We start from the raw sequence: 16,524 nt of genomic DNA, 5'->3' as shown, positions 1-16,524 counted from the left end.
TAAAGATCAATAATTTTTCAATTATGTATAGTGAAAAAATATAAATAAGCATAGGATCATCATCAATGCTGATGACCTATGCTTGCCTTTACTTTAATCAAATCCGGTTTTCCCGTTACTCTTTTTTAGATAACTGAAGTGCTTTCTTTATATCCTTTAATGAAGTTGAGGATCCGTACATTAGAACACCACCACGGTATATTCTTGCACCAATAAGGGCCATACCGATGATCGTCACAATTAAGATTAGAATACTTAAGCCAATTTCCCAGATTGGAATATCTAACATACCTGCACGTAGGAACATCGTCATCGGTGAGAAAAACGGTATGTAAGATGAAATCGTTACAAATTGGGACCCAGGATTCGATAAACCGATCATGGAAATCATAAATGCAGCTACAATTAACAAAATAACTGGCATCATCATCTGCTGTACGTCTTCTGTGCGACTAACAAGGGAGCCTAACACGGCAGCCATTGTCGCATATAGGAAATAACCTAAAAGGAAGAAAATGATTGCATAAATAAATGTTGATATACTGATTTCGGATAGACCGAATACTTCAAAGAAACCTCCAACTAATTCTTCCTGCTTTTGCACCAGAATTAAATATCCCACTCCTAAAAATAATGCCATTTGGGTTAATCCCAGTAATCCTACTCCTAATATTTTCGCAAACATCTGATTAACAGGAGATGAGCTGGAGATTAAAATTTCCATTACCCTTGAAGTCTTCTCATTAGCAATATCTGTTGCAATCATATTCCCATAACTAATGACAGCAAAATAGAGTAAAAATAATATGACGTAAACTAACCCTCGGGCACCACTTAATTCTTCTTCTGTTTTAATAGAGCCTCCGTCTGTTCCTCCAGCTGCAATCTGCTCTGTGTTGAACTCCATCGGTTCATAGATAGAGGAAATAATCTCCTGATCAAGACCCGCCTGATTTGTTGCCATAGCTATTTTTATTTGTTCCAGTTCTTGTGAAAGTTTCGCTTCTGCTGTCATTGACATCATATCATCAGTATAATAAGTTGCTTCAGGCAAACCTTCATTACTCATGGTGATATGAAGTACCCCTAAATATGCCCCCTCTGTTACTGACTCTTTCGCCATGTCAAGGGAGGTATCCACAGCATCCACCTGGAAGTTGGATTCTCCTATCTCCAGTCTTTCACTAAGCTGTTCAAATATTGTCTGGTCTTCCGAAATAACTGCAACGGTCTGTTCCTCTGGTTCACCCTCTGAATCGAATAAACTTGTAATCGAGGATATATTAGCAGCAATGAAAATAAATAGCAGAAATAGAACTGTCGTAATCAAAAAGGACTTTGCCTTAAGTTTGGACAGGAATGTATGCAAAAAAACTGTCATAAATTTATTCATAAGATTCACCAGCCTTCTCAATGAAGATGTCATTTAAACTGGGCTCTTCTAACTCAAATTTCCGAATAAAGCCTTTACCTGTCAATTGCTCCAGAATTTTTTGGGACACTGCTTCATTCTCAATCTGACAGTCAATCCCCCAGGAATAAGTCTGCACTTTCAATACACCTGGAATTTGTTTCACAAAATTTATATCAAAATCTGTCTCAATACGAAGGTTCTTCTTACCATATGACCGTTTTATTTCCCGTAAATTTCCATGTAAAATACGTTTGCCTGTCTGAAGCATGCATAAGTTCTCACACAATTGCTCCACATGTTCCATCCTGTGTGAAGAAAAGACAATGGTTGTACCTTCATTTTTCAAATCCTCTACAGCACTTTTTAACATTTCTACATTTACCGGGTCAAGACCGGAAAAGGGTTCATCTAGTATGAGCAGCTTCGGCTTATGTATTACTGCAGAAATAAATTGGATTTTCTGCTGATTTCCCTTAGATAAATCTTCTACCTTTTTATCTAAATAGTGAGGAACTTTTAATCTGTCCAACCATGTATTCAACTCTTTTTGTGCGTCTTTTTTTGTCATCCCTCTTAACTTGCCTAGATACACGAGCTGGTCACGAACTTTTAGTTTTGGATATAAGCCTCTTTCCTCTGGTAAATATCCGATCAAATCACTTTTTCTATAATCAATTTTATCTTTATCCCAAGTGATAGAGCCATTCGTTGGATCAATTAAATGAAGTATCATTCGAAAGGTTGTAGTTTTTCCTGCACCGTTTGCCCCAAGAAAGCCAAAGATGCTGTTTTCCTGAATCTCCAGTGACAATTGATCAACAGCAGTAAACGAACCAAATTTTTTGCTTACATTCTCTAATATTAATGTCAATTCAGATCACTCCTTACTTATATATACGATTTATCTTTCTGAAAGTTTCACTTTTTCTATTATGCTCATAACTGGGAATTCTGAGTTGTGGTTCTTCCAAGTGTTTTGTACTGTAATATACAATAAGAACCCTAATACCTTTGATAAAAAGAGGTATCAGGGTTCTCTCTGTTAAATCATTATCTTTTTATTAGCAAAGTCTGCTTTCTTTGGCTGAATCGGCCGGATATTAGAGCGATTTGCAATAAATTCCGGTCTAGGCGATGTTTTGGCGAACGGATCTACAAGTTTATTTTCGATACTGTTAAAAACAAAGAATACATTGCTGCGAGGCAATGGAGATATATTACTGTTAGATCCATGCATTGTGTTCGATTCAAAGAAGAGAACAGAACCGGCTGGTCCAGTTGCACTATCAATTCTTCCGCCCTTCTCCAATAGCCAGTTAATACTGTCATGATCAGGAACACCGATATTTTGCATTTTCAAAGACTGTTCAAAATGGTTTTCCGGTGTCTCACCAACACATTGGACAAAATAACGATGAGAACCGGGTATTAACAATAGCGGGCCATTATATGAATAGTTATCAGTGAGAATGATACTGCAGCTCACTGCACGCATGTTTGGCATCCCATCTTCCATATGCCATGTTTCAAAGTCAGAATGCCAGTAAAAATCCTTTCCTTTAAAGCCAGGCTTAAAATTAATTCTCGATTGGTTTATGTAAACCTGACTGCCAAGTAATTGTTGTGCAATATGAACAATTCGTTCATTAGAAGATAACTGATGAAAGAACTCGTCATTATTATGCACATCGAATACGGAGCGAATTTCTTCCCCGCCTGTTTCTCTTACCACAAATGGTTCACTGGATTGCTTATTTTCCTCCATGTTACGGCGTAACTCTTTTTGAAGCACATTTACTTCTTCTTCGGAGAAGAAATTCGGCATAAATAAATAGCCATTTTCCTCATAAAAATCTAACTCTTTTTCTTTTAAAGGACCATCTTCCTTCGTGGAGCTATGAATTATCGGATCTTTTCTTTCTAAAATGGATGGCATCCCTTTGATTCTAGAAGGATACAAATCTTTCATTATTCGATCACTCCTTATATAGATATTAGATTTTACGAGATCAGTATAAGCCCTTAGCACTCATTAAACAACTCTGATAACAATCCTTGTGCCAGTATATAGCCGATTGTGACGGAATTCATCGCAAATAGATAATTTTAACGAGATTTTGCCAATTTTTACGCTTAATAGCTTGTTTTAACAAGTAAACGAGCTGCCATACCTTCAAATATTTAGAGCTGTGATAAACAGATCTCATCAAAAAGAACAGGATCAATAGCAATTATTTGCTATTGATCCTGTCATTTGATTATGCTTCCTGAGCACCATATAGTTCTTCAAGCGGCTTTGTAATAATCCGGCTAATGTCATTAATTAATACATTCACACGTTGTTCCTGTTCCATTAAATTCGAAATATCTTCATGTTGTTGAACAAGCTCTACAACACTTTTCGCTTTTTCAACTTCTTCTTCTGTAATTTCTAATCCTTGCATCTGTTTCTGTTGTAATTCCAATTGTGTATTTCTAAAGTTATCAAACATCTGCTTTGATGATGGATCGTTCATTACTTTCTCATATGCTGATTTCAACTCTTTGAACTCATCACTTTCCTGGATTGCCTTTTCCAATTCATGGGCACTGTCATGAATATTTGCCATAAAAATAAATCCTCCTAAAATGTTCGCGTTACATGCTGACTGTAAAACCTACATTCATAATCAGTCAGACGCTTATTATATACTCTACTTTCCCACTATAACAGAGATTCTTCACTTATCCAACCAATACAAAGAGAATTCCCTGAATTAGTCCAATCATACCACCAAGCAATGCTCCCAGGTATGTAATCAGCTTAAACTCTTTACGTGAAATAGATAAGATAATGTCTTCAATTCTCGCTGTCGGAAAGGAAGCCACTTGCTTTTCAACCATCTTTTCTACCTCCAGTTTCGCTAACATCAGAGGAACTTTTTCTGTCAATCTATCCAGTAGAAGATCAACTAATTTGGGTATGATGTGTGTCTCCATATTACTTTTTACTGGAGCGATAAATGTCTGGACAGGCATGCCTAACCAGTCGGAAACTTGAATGTTTTTAACGATGAAATTCCGAACCATATTTTTAACTGATCTCTTTTCCAAAACATGCTGGAAATCAACCAATTTTTTTGACTTAATATGATGCCATTCGTTATAAATAACATTTTTCAACAGCATATAGCCGTCGTCCGTACGCAAATAATTAATAACTAACTCCTGTATCTTCCCTGATAATTCATCTCCACTGAACATCGACATTAACATATTGCCGAAGAAACCTTTCGTCTGGGCATACTCACTAATAATCCGTTCAATCTTTCGTTTTGTCTCAGGCTGTCCGATAAGATCAATTATTTGCTCATGAATATAAGAAGACAACTTTTCTAATTGAATATTTATCTCGTCTTCTGCATCTGCCGTTAATAACTCCCCAATAGATATATTACTATGATTCCTGATAAATTCATCGTATTTACTTATTACAAAGTCACCAATTTTCTGTTCCATCACTTCTTTATTTATTGGTAAGCCCAATTGCTGAGCAAGTTGCTCTATCGTGAATTGTTTTTCAAGAAAATGATAGAATTCTCTGTTTAATAATTGAATTACCTGTTGTTTTACTCCCTTCTCCTTCAATTTGTTTTGAAGACTCTCTGCTGTAACGAGGTGATTAACTACCAATTGCCCCAATTGGATAGCCAGTTGATCTCTTCTTTTCGGAATAACACCAGGCGTAAATGGAACTCTCCATTTTCCAATAAATTTCGCCTCATATGGACGAAAAAGCATTTTGATTGCAAGGGAATTCGTTAACCCGCCAATTAACCCGCCAATTAAAATCATTGATAATAATGTAATAAAGATATTCAAGTAAATACCTCCCTTTCTTTGTTCAATGTATAGGAACATTTTTTCAAGCATAGAATGGATTAAATTGTGAGATAAATTCTAAAGGATGGATGTTTTATGATATACGAGCTCCAGGTAAGAGAGTATCCGAATACCAGAAACAGAATTATCGTCCCTGGCTCTATATATACTCTCTATAAAAAAGTCCGCAGAATGGTTAATGGTCCTAATTATGTTTATTGTGACTGGCTGAGTCATAATAAAGATAACCATACCATCTTTATATCATCAGAACTAATGAAACAATTACAATTTAAAAGCAACAAAATTTATCCGTTTCGTATTATCAATCATTCTTGTATGGTTTATTACCAGTTAGGGATATTAACAGCCGGGTGGCAGCAAATCGAAAGACATTCTGATTTATTTGAGGAAATGACACAAATCGGCAGATCCTATGGATTTGATACTTTGTTATTTGGTTATAAAGACATCGACTTTAACGTAAACAAAATAAAATGCCATTATTTTGATGAAGACCAGTGGACAAGTACTATCCTCCCGTTCCCGAAGGTAATTTATAATCGGCTGCCGAACCGGAAGTTAGAAGCTCACCCTGCCGTAAAACAGACCAAACAAATACTTCAGACAACTTCTATTATATTTAATCCTGATTTTTTTAACAAATGGCAAGTTTATAAAATTTTCATGCAAAACCATTCTGTCCATTATTTATTGCCACATACTGTTTTTCAACCATCCTTCCAGACATTTGCTGAGTGGATCGACATAAAGGATATCTATTTAAAACCGGTTTATGGCAGTAAAGGAAACGGCATTTTTCATATGTTTAAAAAGAATGACAAATATATTGTCCGATACTATACGGAAAAGAAAGCCGACGAGACGATTCATTCAACAGTTGACTCAATAATTGATAATTATTTTCCCAATGGTTTTAAAAACTATGTTATCCAGGAGGCGATCCCTTTATTTACATCAGGAAATAAAAAAATAGACTTGCGCGTTCATACGAATAAGAATGATGAAAATAAGTGGGATATGTCTCTCCATTATGCAAGACAGGTGGAAGAACATCTTATTACCACACATGTATCAAGAGGTGCTGTTATCACTAGTTTATTTGATTTTTTTTCGGAGAAAGATGCAACAATGCTACTCAACAAAGTGGAGAAAATAGCCATCTCTTTAAGTGAAATTATTGATGAGGATTATCACTATAAGCTTGGTGAGCTTGGATTCGACTTTGGAATTGACCATGAAAAGAAAATCTGGCTGCTTGAAGTGAATGCAAAACCCGGCTGGAATGTTTTTAATCATCCCGCTTACCAGCACACGAAGAATAAAGTATTTCAATTACTATACAAATATGCTTTTTATCTTGAAGGTAAAAAAGTATGAATGCAGCCTGCTGCGCGCAAACTATTCCGGTAAGGAGGGATATTAATGGCTAAACCGTCTTCAGGCAAAGAAAAAGATGCCCGTGCAGAATATGAACTTGACGTTGACCGTATGATTAATGAAGGGATGGCAGGCGGGACAACCAGCTCGATTCATGGCAGAATGCAAATTGAGCAAACAAGAAAATTGCCAAAAGAGAATGAACCGTTTCCTGCTGAAAGTGAAGATTGATTGTTTAGAGTCTGGGACAAAAACATATTAGTAATAATAAAATCCGAACGATGACGTGAATTCTGTAAATAATATGAATTGTTCATTTCACTGTACATTATATGGATAATGTGCAGTGAAGTGGTATTATTATGTGCTATACTGCCGCTCCATCCGACCACTTCGCTTTCATAAGTGCGACATCTACTCAAACAAAATACGCTTTCGTAGTGTCTTCTTTACCGTGGGCTCGTCTTCAGCTAACTTTGCAAAGAAGAACACTTTTCGAAGTGGATCTTCAGATCTCGCTTTCCCACAGGTCTTCATGGCCGGCCTCCGCTTTGGTGTTATTCCAGAATGTTTATGACAAAAACCTGTTTGAATCACCTGGTGAAGATGTTTGATATCCTGTATTGGGTGAACATACGTTAAAATAAAAATCCTCAAGAACCATTCATTCAATTATAAAATGTTCATGAGAATTTATTTAGTTTCTTTTATTGCAACATCCCATAAAAAATGTAGAGCAACATTCAAGCGTAGGCCGATTGCGGAGACTCCTATGGGAACAGGACGAGCTGAAGATCCACTTGATGAAGCGGGTTTCTTCAGCAAGTTAGCTGAAGCCGTCCCCCATGGAAAGCGAAGCAATCGGGTGTAGCGGCGGTTTTGCACACATCATATAATACACCTTTCATGCACAGTATCAATATTATGCGCATTAATTTTTTTCGAATAATCGTGCTTTATGCGGAACGCGATCATTATGTTCGCCCTCATATCATTTCGTAACAGCTTTTTCCCTGATATTTGTTATACTTATATGTAATAGTATGAATGAAAGAGGATTAGATGTTATGTTAAAACAATTACAGGAAATGTTTCCACACCTTATTAAAGCCACTGAAGGGATGTTGAAAGAGTCCAATGATTATAAATGGTTTTTAACCAATGAGAATGATATTATAGGAATTTCCCAGTCTGAGCTTTCTCAGCGGGAAGAAGCATTGCTGAATATTCTGCTTACACCATATCACGCCAATGAACCCCCTACTAATCACAGGGAAAAACTTTGGATGGATGTTTTGTTTCACCAGGAGATCTCGAAGGAATTAATGGATGGGCCACTGGAAAAATTTCAATTCGTATATTTTTCTTTTTCTGATGAAACTGTCGATCCTGACGGCTTTCGGGAAGCAATTTACGGATTATTCCCACGGAAAACACCAATTCTGTGGGAGAATAATCACGAAGGTGTATTGATAATCGAAGGAGATGACATGGGAGATGACCAGATTTCCTATTCAGAAATAATTGAAGTTTTAACAACTGATTTTTATATGAATATACAGTTTTTCGTAGGCCCTGCTATATATGAGATAAAAAAAGCTGCTGACTTTTATCAATGGATAAAGAAATGCTATCAAATAGCGAAGAACTTAAACCATTCTGTTATTCACTATACTAATGCTATACCTTATTTAATTCTTCATGACTTAACCGAAAAGGAACAGCAGATGATTTATGATTCTATCCTGGTAAAGGTGAAGGAAGACAAGGAATTATTAAAAACCGTTCAAGTATTTTTAGAGTCAAACTCAAACACTACATTGGCCGCAAAAAAGATGTTTATGCACCGTAACAGTTTGCAATACCGAGTAGACAAGTTTATCGAGAAAACAGGTATAGATGTAAAACAATTCGATGAGGCATTAACTGTTTACCTTTGCTTAATTATGCGATCTAAATGGAAGGAAAGCTAACTTTTTGTGCAATTCTCACAATTACGATGAGCATGAATGCGTTTTCTGTAATCGTGCACAAAGGACTCGACATTTTTTGTGCACGATAGCTATTTACGTTTGGGCAGTTTATTTGTAAACTAATAGACATAGATGAAACGCTTTCAAATAACAGGAGGGAATACAATGGCAGAACTTTCATTAAGAAATATTGATAAAATATATGACAAAGGCGGATCTAAAGCGGTAGATAACTTCAACTTAGAGATCGCAGACAAAGAATTTATCGTATTCGTTGGTCCATCAGGTTGTGGTAAATCAACAACTCTTCGTATGATCGCAGGACTTGAGGAAATCTCTGGTGGGGAATTTTACATTGACGGTAAACTGATGAATGAAGTTGCACCTAAAGACCGTGATATCGCGATGGTATTCCAGAACTATGCATTATACCCACACATGAATGTATATGACAATATGGCATTCGGTTTAAAATTACGTAAATTTAAAAAAGATGAAATCGAGCGTCGTGTAAAAGAAGCTGCTCGTATCTTAGGACTTGAAGCATACTTAGACCGTAAACCAAAAGCACTTTCCGGTGGTCAGCGTCAGCGTGTGGCATTAGGCCGTGCGATCGTACGTGATGCAAAAGTATTCTTGATGGATGAGCCTTTATCAAACTTGGATGCAAAACTACGTGTACAGATGCGTGCAGAAATTCAAAAATTACACCATCGTCTTCAAACAACTACTATTTACGTAACACACGATCAAACAGAAGCGATGACAATGGCTACTCGACTTGTTGTATTAAAAGATGGTCTTATCCAACAGGTTGGTGCTCCTAAAGAAGTTTATGATAAACCAAATAATATCTTTGTTGGTGGTTTCATCGGCTCCCCTGCAATGAACTTCTTTAATGGCACATTAGAAGAAGGAAATATTGTTTTAGGAAATACAAAAGTATCTATACCTGAAGGAAAAATGAAAGTTCTTCGTGAACAAGGATATATTGGAAAAGAAGTTGTATTAGGTGTACGTCCGGAAGACATTCACGATGAGCCGGTATTCTTAGATGCTAACCCAGGTGCTAAAATTACTGCATCAATTGAAGTTGCTGAGTTAATGGGTTCTGAATCTTACCTTTATTCAGAAGTAAATGGACAGGAATTCGTTGCACGTGTTGATTCCCGTACAGATATTCACGGCGGTGAGAAAATTGATCTAGCATTTGATATGCATAAGTGCCATTTCTTTGACAAAGATACGGAAGAAAGAATTAAATAATTATATAAAAAAAGCGCAGGCCATGTTGGGTTTGCGCTTTTTTAGTGTTTTGCTAATTTCTCGTTAATGATGATCTCCTCCATATAGTTACAGGCAGAGCAAACACCGAGATGGACACATTGATGCTTTTCTTCAGATTTGGGAACACCATCGATTAATTGAGCATCCTGTATATCTATATATGCTGCATAATCATCATAATAATCTGCAACCTTGCCTGCATCATGCATATTATGGTGGCATTGCGGACATTTTGCTTCTAATTTCTCTAAACCGTTACATAGATAGCAAATATACATTAAATACCCCTCTTAGTCTAAGTTGAAAGAGAGACGCTGACAATTGAGCGTCTCTCCTTTATTTCACTTAAAATTATTATGATTGTGGTCCATTATTGAATTGTTGTTCAGCCATTTGTACTAAACGTTTAGTAATTTCACCACCAACAGATCCGTTGGAACGAGATGTTGAATCAGCACCTAAGTTTACACCAAATTCTTGTGCAATCTCATATTTCATTTGGTCAAGTGCTTGCTCAATTCCTGGCACTAATAATTGGTTTGAGTTGTTTGATGCCATCTTTGATCACCTCCTGTACACATATTGTGGACAAAAAGATGATTTGTATACTTGAGTCTCTCTAGTAATTTATAACAATCAAACCAATCAACTTACTTCGGATATGTCATTTCTTCTGGTTTGATCCACTCATCAAATTGTTCTTCTGTAAGTAAATCCAATTCGACTGCAGCTTCTTTCAATGTTGAATTATCTGCAAATGCTTTCTTTGCTATTTTCGCAGCATTTTCATATCCAATATGTGGATTAAGTGCTGTAACAAGCATTAGCGAGTCATTTAAATTCTTTTCAATTTGTTCATAATTTGGCTCCAAACCAACAACACAGCGATCATTAAATGAAATCATGCTGTCAGCTAACAGTTGGGCAGACTGCAGGAAATTATAGGCAATTACTGGTTTAAAAACATTTAACTCAAAATTCCCTTGGCTTGCAGCAAAACCAATTGCAGCATCATTTCCCATTACTTGTGTCGCCACCATTGTAATTGCTTCACTCTGAGTTGGATTTACTTTACCAGGCATGATCGAACTGCCCGGTTCGTTAGCCGGTATTGTAATCTCTCCAATACCGCATCGCGGGCCACTTGCTAACCATCTTACATCATTAGCTATTTTCATTAAATCTGCAGCTAGTCCTTTTAATGCTCCGTGAGCAAATACTAACTCATCATGGCTTGTAAGTGCATGAAATTTGTTAGCTGCAGATACAAAATTCTTTTCCGTATATTGGCTGATTTTTTCCGTCACACGCTCTGAAAATTCCGGATGTGCATTTAAACCAGTTCCAACTGCAGTACCTCCAATTGCTAATTCCTTAACATGAGGTAAGCTGTTTTCAATCATTAGTTCTGTTTTTTCAAGCATGCGATGCCAACCGCTAATTTCCTGACCTAATGTAAGAGGCGTTGCATCCTGAAGATGTGTACGGCCAATTTTCACTATATCATTAAACGCTTTCATCTTTTCTTTCAAAGTTGCCTTAAGTGTCTGAAGTGCAGGTATAACGACATCTTCCAGCTTTCTAACTGCAGCTATATGTAAAGCTGTCGGATAAGTATCATTGGAGCTTTGAGATTTATTTACATCATCATTAGGGTGTAATCGTAATTCACTTCCTTTTTCTTCTAACCACTGATTACCTACAAAGGCAATGACTTCATTGACGTTCATATTAGACTGTGTACCACTACCCGTTTGCCAAACTACTAACGGAAAATGTTCAAATAATTCTCCAGCTAAAACCTTGTCAGCTGCGTATGTAATTGCTTCAGCCTTTTCTTTTTCCATTAATCCAAGCTCACTATTTACAATTGCGGCACTTCTTTTAAGAATCGCAAATCCTTCGACAATCTCATTTGGCATTAATTCATTTCCAATTGGAAAGTTTTCCTTGCTACGCTGTGTTTGTGCGCCCCAATACTTGTCGTTTGCTACTTTTATTTCTCCTATTGTGTCCCGTTCTATGCGATAACCCATCACAATCTCCCCCTATATTCTGAATTCCTCTATATTGTATCAAAAAAAGCGGTAAATGTATTATAAAAACTGACCCATTTATAAAGCTCCATAAAAAATAGCGGCTGATTGCCGCTATTTCGTTTCTACATATGGTAAACCCGTGCGAAAAAGTCCTTTAGTTTCCATTCCGCCTAAGCCTTTTTCTCCAGTTAAAGTGTTTTTCAGTACTTCATATACATTCACTTTCTCCATAAATGGCGTATAGGCAACTTTAGCGACGACATAGACAGGATCCAGTGCATGGATGTTCACACGATCAGGGGAGCTTGCGAAGTTAGCACCTGCACGAATTAGTGATTCAAAATGGGATTGACATGCCCCGGCAAAAATAATTAACTGGTCCAGGTTTGGTTCCCAATTTCTTGCCTTTCTGACTGTTTCAACAAAATATTTTGAATTTCGATATGATGCTAATTCTTTTTTTGATCCCTTAGCTTCAGAGTATGCGTCATGCCCTGTTATCACTAGAATTTCAGGCTGAATCTTACGAATAATATGGTCAATTTCCAACGGCAGCTCACTTTCCTGAACATATACCCCGTGGACCTGCAAACCAAGCCGATGATATAAATCAATACATTTTTTTAAATATAGACGGTCTCCATCAATGTGCAGCACTTTCACAGGTAATTGAAATCGCTGAATATCTCTCGGTTCATTTTTTTTATGTTCATATTCCTTTTTATCTTTCATCAATTGATAGTCTTGACGAAATAACCGATAAGAGTATTCTTCCTTATCCTTCATGTCTTCCTGTCTCTCCTGAAGCAAATCATCAGGCAGAACCCTTACATCCTCTATCGGTGCATCTGCTTCTAATCTTAAATCCTCTCCATGTAGAATTACTGTTTCCCCTACCACTTTTTTAATCCTGAAAACTATGTCATGTTCATGCGAATATCGGGTAACTAGCATCCCTGCATTCAATTTATTCACCAAATCACCAACCTTCAATTACATCCTCATATTAGGCTATGATCCAGATTAGGAATTGGTGAAATGATTCGTAAACTTTAAGGATAAAGACCAAAGAATTCTTCGAGAGTCAATTGCTGTTCATAAATCTCCGCTGCATTCTCTTTACCGACAAAACGAATATGCCATGGTTCGTAACTATATCCTGTTATATGCTCTTTCCCTTCCAAGTATCTAATAACAAATCCATACTGATGGGCATTTTCTGCAAGCCATTTCCCTTCATCTGTCTGAATAAAGCTCGGTTCAAGGACAGATACTAATGCTGCTGAAGCTACGTCCATGGCAAGACCGGTTTGATGTTCACTTGTGCCGGGTCTTGCTGAATATTTATCCGCATGTGCCTGACCATTATTTGCTACATTATTTTCATAAATAACTTTTTGTCTATCATAAGAACGGTAACCTGAAACTGCTACAAAATCCAATCCGCTTTGTTTTGCACCGGCAAATAATTCCTCTAGAGCAGCCGCTGCTTCCTTTCGCATAAGACGTTTCGGGTCACCTTCTGATGCATAGAAGGAAACATTTGGTTCCACTAGATCAGGCGGTTTATATCCATCAGGTAATTTTCTTTGTTTATTTACAACAAGTTCTATACTATTCGGATCCTCGACAACGGTAAGTTTGTTTTCATTAGCGGGACTATTTTCCGGTTCTGTCTGTTTCTCCGGTTCACCTGTTTCCTGATCTGTTTGGTTGTTTGCAGGTTTATCTGCATTAGGTGCTTCTTCCTTTTCAGCTTCTGCTGGGGTTTCTTCGTTATCAATGCTTTCTTCCTCATTTTCCTCTGTATTTTCAGTCTGTTCACTATCTTTATCTTTTAAATCTTTATCATTATTTTCCTCGGTATCTCCAGTAACTTGTTCTTCTACACCCGTATCTTTTGCCGGTTGTTCATTAGTCTGTGTATCATTTTGACAACCAGCTAAAATTATCCCCATTAATATGAAATAAATCATTTTTCTCATGTATAAAATCCTCTCCTTAAATCGCTCACTATACTATAACATACAATTTAAGAAAAATTAATAAACCTCGTCTCCTATTTTCAGACGAGGTTTATTACTATGACTCCCAGATGTAATTCTTATATTGTTTGCTTAACTTATCGAATGTTGACTTATCACTTTGGTCTATTGCTAGATTGATTTGCTCTTCTAAGCGTGCTTTGTTCCAGTTAAAACAAAGATCATCTAGCATTAACTGTGAAGCAAGCTTAATTTCATAAGGTAATTCCCTTCTTGCCAGTATTTCTTTGTTATGATTTCTTTTAAACGGAATCAGACGGTAACTAATCTTTTGTTTTTTCATGGAGCACGCCTCCTTTTAACTATATGTTTATTAAGCGATTCCCATTTTGGTGCCTGTCTAAACAAAAATTGGGAAGTTAATGGCTCGATTGATTTCTGTTTTTTTTGGTTAGCTGTAATAGATGTATTTTGATAACTTGGACACACTATGGCTAGACTTTTCTAACAATTGTTTGATAAGCTAACTTTACAACAGTTTAGTGTATTTTTAGAAAGTGCGGGATCAGTAAATGAATCAATATGAGAAGTATAAAGAAGGGGAAAAAGGCGCCTGGATTAGTATTATTACCTATTTGCTTTTAGCTGCAGTCAAGTTAATTGCTGCTGCAATTGGTAACTCAACCGCTTTACGGGCAGATGGTCTTAATAACGCAACAGATATTGTTGCATCCGTAGCTGTTCTAATCGGACTGAGAATCTCCAGGAAACCTCCTGACGAGGATCATCACTATGGACACGTGAGAGCTGAGATGATTGCTTCATTATTAGCTGCATTTATTATGATGACAATCGGTATTCAGGTCTTGTTTGATACAATCAGATCAATCATTATAAGGGAGTTTACTCAACCAGACCTTTTAACAGCATGGGTAGCCCTTGGATCTGCTGTCATTATGTTTGGTGTTTATTTTTACAATTATAACTTAAGTAAAAAGATAAACAGTTCTTCTCTTCATGCAGCTGCTCAGGATAACAAATCTGATGCCCTTGTTAGTATCGGTGCATTTATCGGTATTATTGGTGCTCAATTTCAATTATACTGGTTAGATCCGCTTGCAGGTGCTATTGTCGGTTTTATTATATGTAAAACTGCCTGGGACATTTTCCGTGAGGCAACACATACATTAACAGATGGATTCCAGCCGATAGAATTAACAAAGATTAAGAAAAGTATCCATTCCCACCCAGATGTTTTGGAAATTAAGGATGTAAAGGGACGCATTCATGGAAACCAGGCATTGATTGAGGCAACCATATTTGTTGATCCGCAGCTGACTGTAGAAGAGAGCCATCATATTACAGATGATATCGAGGAAAAATTAAAAGAAGAGCATGATATTCCGCGAGCTCATATTCATATCGAACCATATGACGAGAATTGATCGAATGGCCTGGAAAAACGGGATATTAGCAAAATGTTACAAAAAAACGAACGAATCTCTATGATCGTTCGTTTTTTGCTTTGCCTCATTTGCTGTTCCAGCTTCCTCAAAAAGATAAAAAGAAAACCGTACCGATTGCCACTAATACTACAAGAATTACGTGCACTTTAAACCATGCAAGTATGATAGCTGCCACACCAGCAATTAGTCCAATATACGGCTTATCAGGCACAACTGTCATTATTCCAGGGAAGATCAAAGCACCAAGCGCAGCATACGGTATTGCCTGGAGCCATTTATTCATCCATTTCGGAAACCGGACTAGATCAACAATGAATGCCGGGACTATCCTTGGAATAAGCGTCACAAGTGCCATCCCGATAATAATTGCCCAGATCATACTTTTTCCTCCTCAAGAACGAATACACCTGCTAATCCACCAAACACTGTTCCAATTACAATCCCCCACCCTTGTCCGGTTAATGGGCTGACGATGTAGTTAATCAATGCTGCAGCAATACTGATTACTGCTATCCTGCGGTATTTTTTTATCGAGGGTATTAACAGACCAATAAACATGGCGTATAAAGCTACTCCCATACTTTGACTTAATACTGGCGGGATCACATCACCTAATATTCCACCAGCCAATGAGCCTAATACCCATGAAATATAGGATGTAAGCATAATAGTTCCGTAAAAATAATAACCATATTGCCTGTCCACCTGTTTATTATAAATGGAAGCAACCGAGAATGTTTCATCTGTTAATGCGGCTGCAAGCGGTAATTTCCATTTTATTGAATAATCTTTGATCTGATTAATAAACGACAAGCTCATAATGAAATGCCGGAAGTTTAATACAAAAGTGGCCACAATGATTTCGGCTGCACTCACACCCAGTCCGATCATATTGGCTCCCATAAACTGTGCTGCTCCCGCATAAACGAATAAACTCATACCCGTTAACTCTGTTAATGTTAATCCTGCCTGTTTTGCAAGCACCCCATAAGCGAGGGCGATTGGTAAATAACCGACAATGATTGGTGAAGCAGCGATCAGCCCGTCTCTAAGTTGTTTTTTTATTAATTGTTTACTATCTAATTCCATTTTCTACCC

At 37.1% G+C, this 16,524-nt stretch carries 18 protein-coding genes; 5 read left to right on the top strand and 13 right to left on the bottom strand.

Translation table 11 applies throughout. The features are described from left to right. Positions 1–115 precede the first annotated feature (115 nt). The 5 genes from BMW36_RS11505 to BMW36_RS11485 all read right to left on the bottom strand — a co-directional run bounded on the left by BMW36_RS11505 (position 116) and on the right by BMW36_RS11485 (position 5,275). Positions 116–1,393 (bottom strand): ABC transporter permease, encoded by a 1,278-nt coding sequence (locus BMW36_RS11505; RefSeq protein WP_089741227.1) that lies wholly within the window; start codon positions 1,391–1,393, stop codon positions 116–118. After that, the gene (locus tag BMW36_RS11500) at positions 1,386–2,285 is read right to left on the bottom strand and encodes an ABC transporter ATP-binding protein (protein WP_089741225.1); all 900 of its coding nucleotides are present in this window, start codon (positions 2,283–2,285) and stop codon (positions 1,386–1,388) included. Before BMW36_RS11500 ends, BMW36_RS11505 begins: the two co-directional genes overlap by 8 nt. A gap of 171 nt (positions 2,286–2,456) precedes the next feature. Further along, positions 2,457–3,383 (bottom strand): ectoine hydroxylase, encoded by a 927-nt coding sequence (thpD, locus tag BMW36_RS11495; RefSeq protein ID WP_089741224.1) that lies wholly within the window; start codon positions 3,381–3,383, stop codon positions 2,457–2,459. A 289-nt stretch (positions 3,384–3,672) separates the two neighbouring features. Then, complete coding sequence (locus tag BMW36_RS11490) at positions 3,673–4,023, bottom strand: YlbF/YmcA family competence regulator (RefSeq protein ID WP_089741222.1); 351 nt, start codon at positions 4,021–4,023, stop codon at positions 3,673–3,675. 115 nt (positions 4,024–4,138) lie between these two features. After that, positions 4,139–5,275 carry a DUF445 domain-containing protein gene (locus BMW36_RS11485; RefSeq protein WP_175480437.1) on the bottom strand — a complete coding sequence of 379 codons (1,137 nt, stop codon included), beginning with the start codon at positions 5,273–5,275 and terminating at the stop codon, positions 4,139–4,141. 96 nt (positions 5,276–5,371) lie between these two features. On the opposite strand from BMW36_RS11485, the gene BMW36_RS11480 reads away from it, so the two are divergent. From BMW36_RS11480 to BMW36_RS11465, 4 genes are all read left to right on the top strand, one after another. Continuing rightward, positions 5,372–6,676, top strand: a complete 1,305-nt coding sequence (locus tag BMW36_RS11480) for a YheC/YheD family endospore coat-associated protein (protein ID WP_089741218.1) — start codon at positions 5,372–5,374, stop codon at positions 6,674–6,676. 45 nt (positions 6,677–6,721) lie between these two features. Beyond that, positions 6,722–6,907, top strand: coding sequence for a hypothetical protein (locus tag BMW36_RS11475; RefSeq protein ID WP_089741216.1), 186 nt, complete (start codon positions 6,722–6,724; stop codon positions 6,905–6,907). An 836-nt stretch (positions 6,908–7,743) separates the two neighbouring features. Then, complete coding sequence (locus BMW36_RS11470) at positions 7,744–8,649, top strand: PucR family transcriptional regulator (RefSeq protein ID WP_089741214.1); 906 nt, start codon at positions 7,744–7,746, stop codon at positions 8,647–8,649. 165 nt (positions 8,650–8,814) lie between these two features. Continuing rightward, positions 8,815–9,915: an ABC transporter ATP-binding protein gene (locus tag BMW36_RS11465; protein WP_089741212.1), complete on the top strand. Its 1,101-nt coding sequence runs from the start codon at positions 8,815–8,817 to the stop codon at positions 9,913–9,915. 41 nt (positions 9,916–9,956) lie between these two features. Here the strand turns inward: BMW36_RS11465 and BMW36_RS11460 are convergent, their stop codons facing one another. From BMW36_RS11460 to BMW36_RS11435, 6 genes are all read right to left on the bottom strand, one after another. Further along, positions 9,957–10,214 (bottom strand): hypothetical protein, encoded by a 258-nt coding sequence (locus BMW36_RS11460; RefSeq protein WP_175480436.1) that lies wholly within the window; start codon positions 10,212–10,214, stop codon positions 9,957–9,959. Between the two features lie 76 nt (positions 10,215–10,290). Next, positions 10,291–10,494, bottom strand: a complete 204-nt coding sequence (locus BMW36_RS11455) for an alpha/beta-type small acid-soluble spore protein (protein WP_089741210.1) — start codon at positions 10,492–10,494, stop codon at positions 10,291–10,293. A gap of 92 nt (positions 10,495–10,586) precedes the next feature. After that, a complete protein-coding gene (gene fumC / locus BMW36_RS11450; protein ID WP_089741209.1) occupies positions 10,587–11,972 on the bottom strand; it encodes a class II fumarate hydratase in 1,386 nt (461 codons plus the stop codon). A 114-nt stretch (positions 11,973–12,086) separates the two neighbouring features. After that, positions 12,087–12,929, bottom strand: coding sequence for a sporulation peptidase YabG (yabG, locus tag BMW36_RS11445; protein WP_089741400.1), 843 nt, complete (start codon positions 12,927–12,929; stop codon positions 12,087–12,089). Positions 12,930–13,027: 98 nt separating this feature from the next. After that, positions 13,028–13,960 carry a D-alanyl-D-alanine carboxypeptidase family protein gene (locus BMW36_RS11440; RefSeq protein ID WP_245711662.1) on the bottom strand — a complete coding sequence of 311 codons (933 nt, stop codon included), beginning with the start codon at positions 13,958–13,960 and terminating at the stop codon, positions 13,028–13,030. A gap of 97 nt (positions 13,961–14,057) precedes the next feature. Beyond that, positions 14,058–14,303 carry an IDEAL domain-containing protein gene (locus BMW36_RS11435; RefSeq protein WP_089741207.1) on the bottom strand — a complete coding sequence of 82 codons (246 nt, stop codon included), beginning with the start codon at positions 14,301–14,303 and terminating at the stop codon, positions 14,058–14,060. A gap of 229 nt (positions 14,304–14,532) precedes the next feature. Between BMW36_RS11435 and BMW36_RS11430 the strand changes: the two genes are divergently transcribed. Next, positions 14,533–15,405 carry a cation diffusion facilitator family transporter gene (locus BMW36_RS11430; protein WP_089741205.1) on the top strand — a complete coding sequence of 291 codons (873 nt, stop codon included), beginning with the start codon at positions 14,533–14,535 and terminating at the stop codon, positions 15,403–15,405. A 106-nt stretch (positions 15,406–15,511) separates the two neighbouring features. On the opposite strand, the gene BMW36_RS11425 is transcribed toward BMW36_RS11430, so the two are convergent. Both BMW36_RS11425 and BMW36_RS11420 read right to left on the bottom strand, forming a co-directional pair. Continuing rightward, entirely contained in the window at positions 15,512–15,805 is a 294-nt protein-coding gene (locus tag BMW36_RS11425) for an AzlD domain-containing protein (RefSeq protein WP_089741203.1), read from the bottom strand. Then, positions 15,802–16,515, bottom strand: coding sequence for an AzlC family ABC transporter permease (locus BMW36_RS11420; RefSeq protein ID WP_089741201.1), 714 nt, complete (start codon positions 16,513–16,515; stop codon positions 15,802–15,804). The genes BMW36_RS11425 and BMW36_RS11420 overlap by 4 nt, the downstream gene beginning before the upstream one ends. Positions 16,516–16,524: the final 9 nt, after the last annotated feature.

It is taken from the genome of Gracilibacillus ureilyticus, from assembly GCF_900111195.1.
Classification (GTDB): domain Bacteria; phylum Bacillota; class Bacilli; order Bacillales; family Amphibacillaceae; genus Gracilibacillus; species Gracilibacillus ureilyticus.
This window is presented reverse-complemented; position numbering and strand designations above follow the sequence as displayed.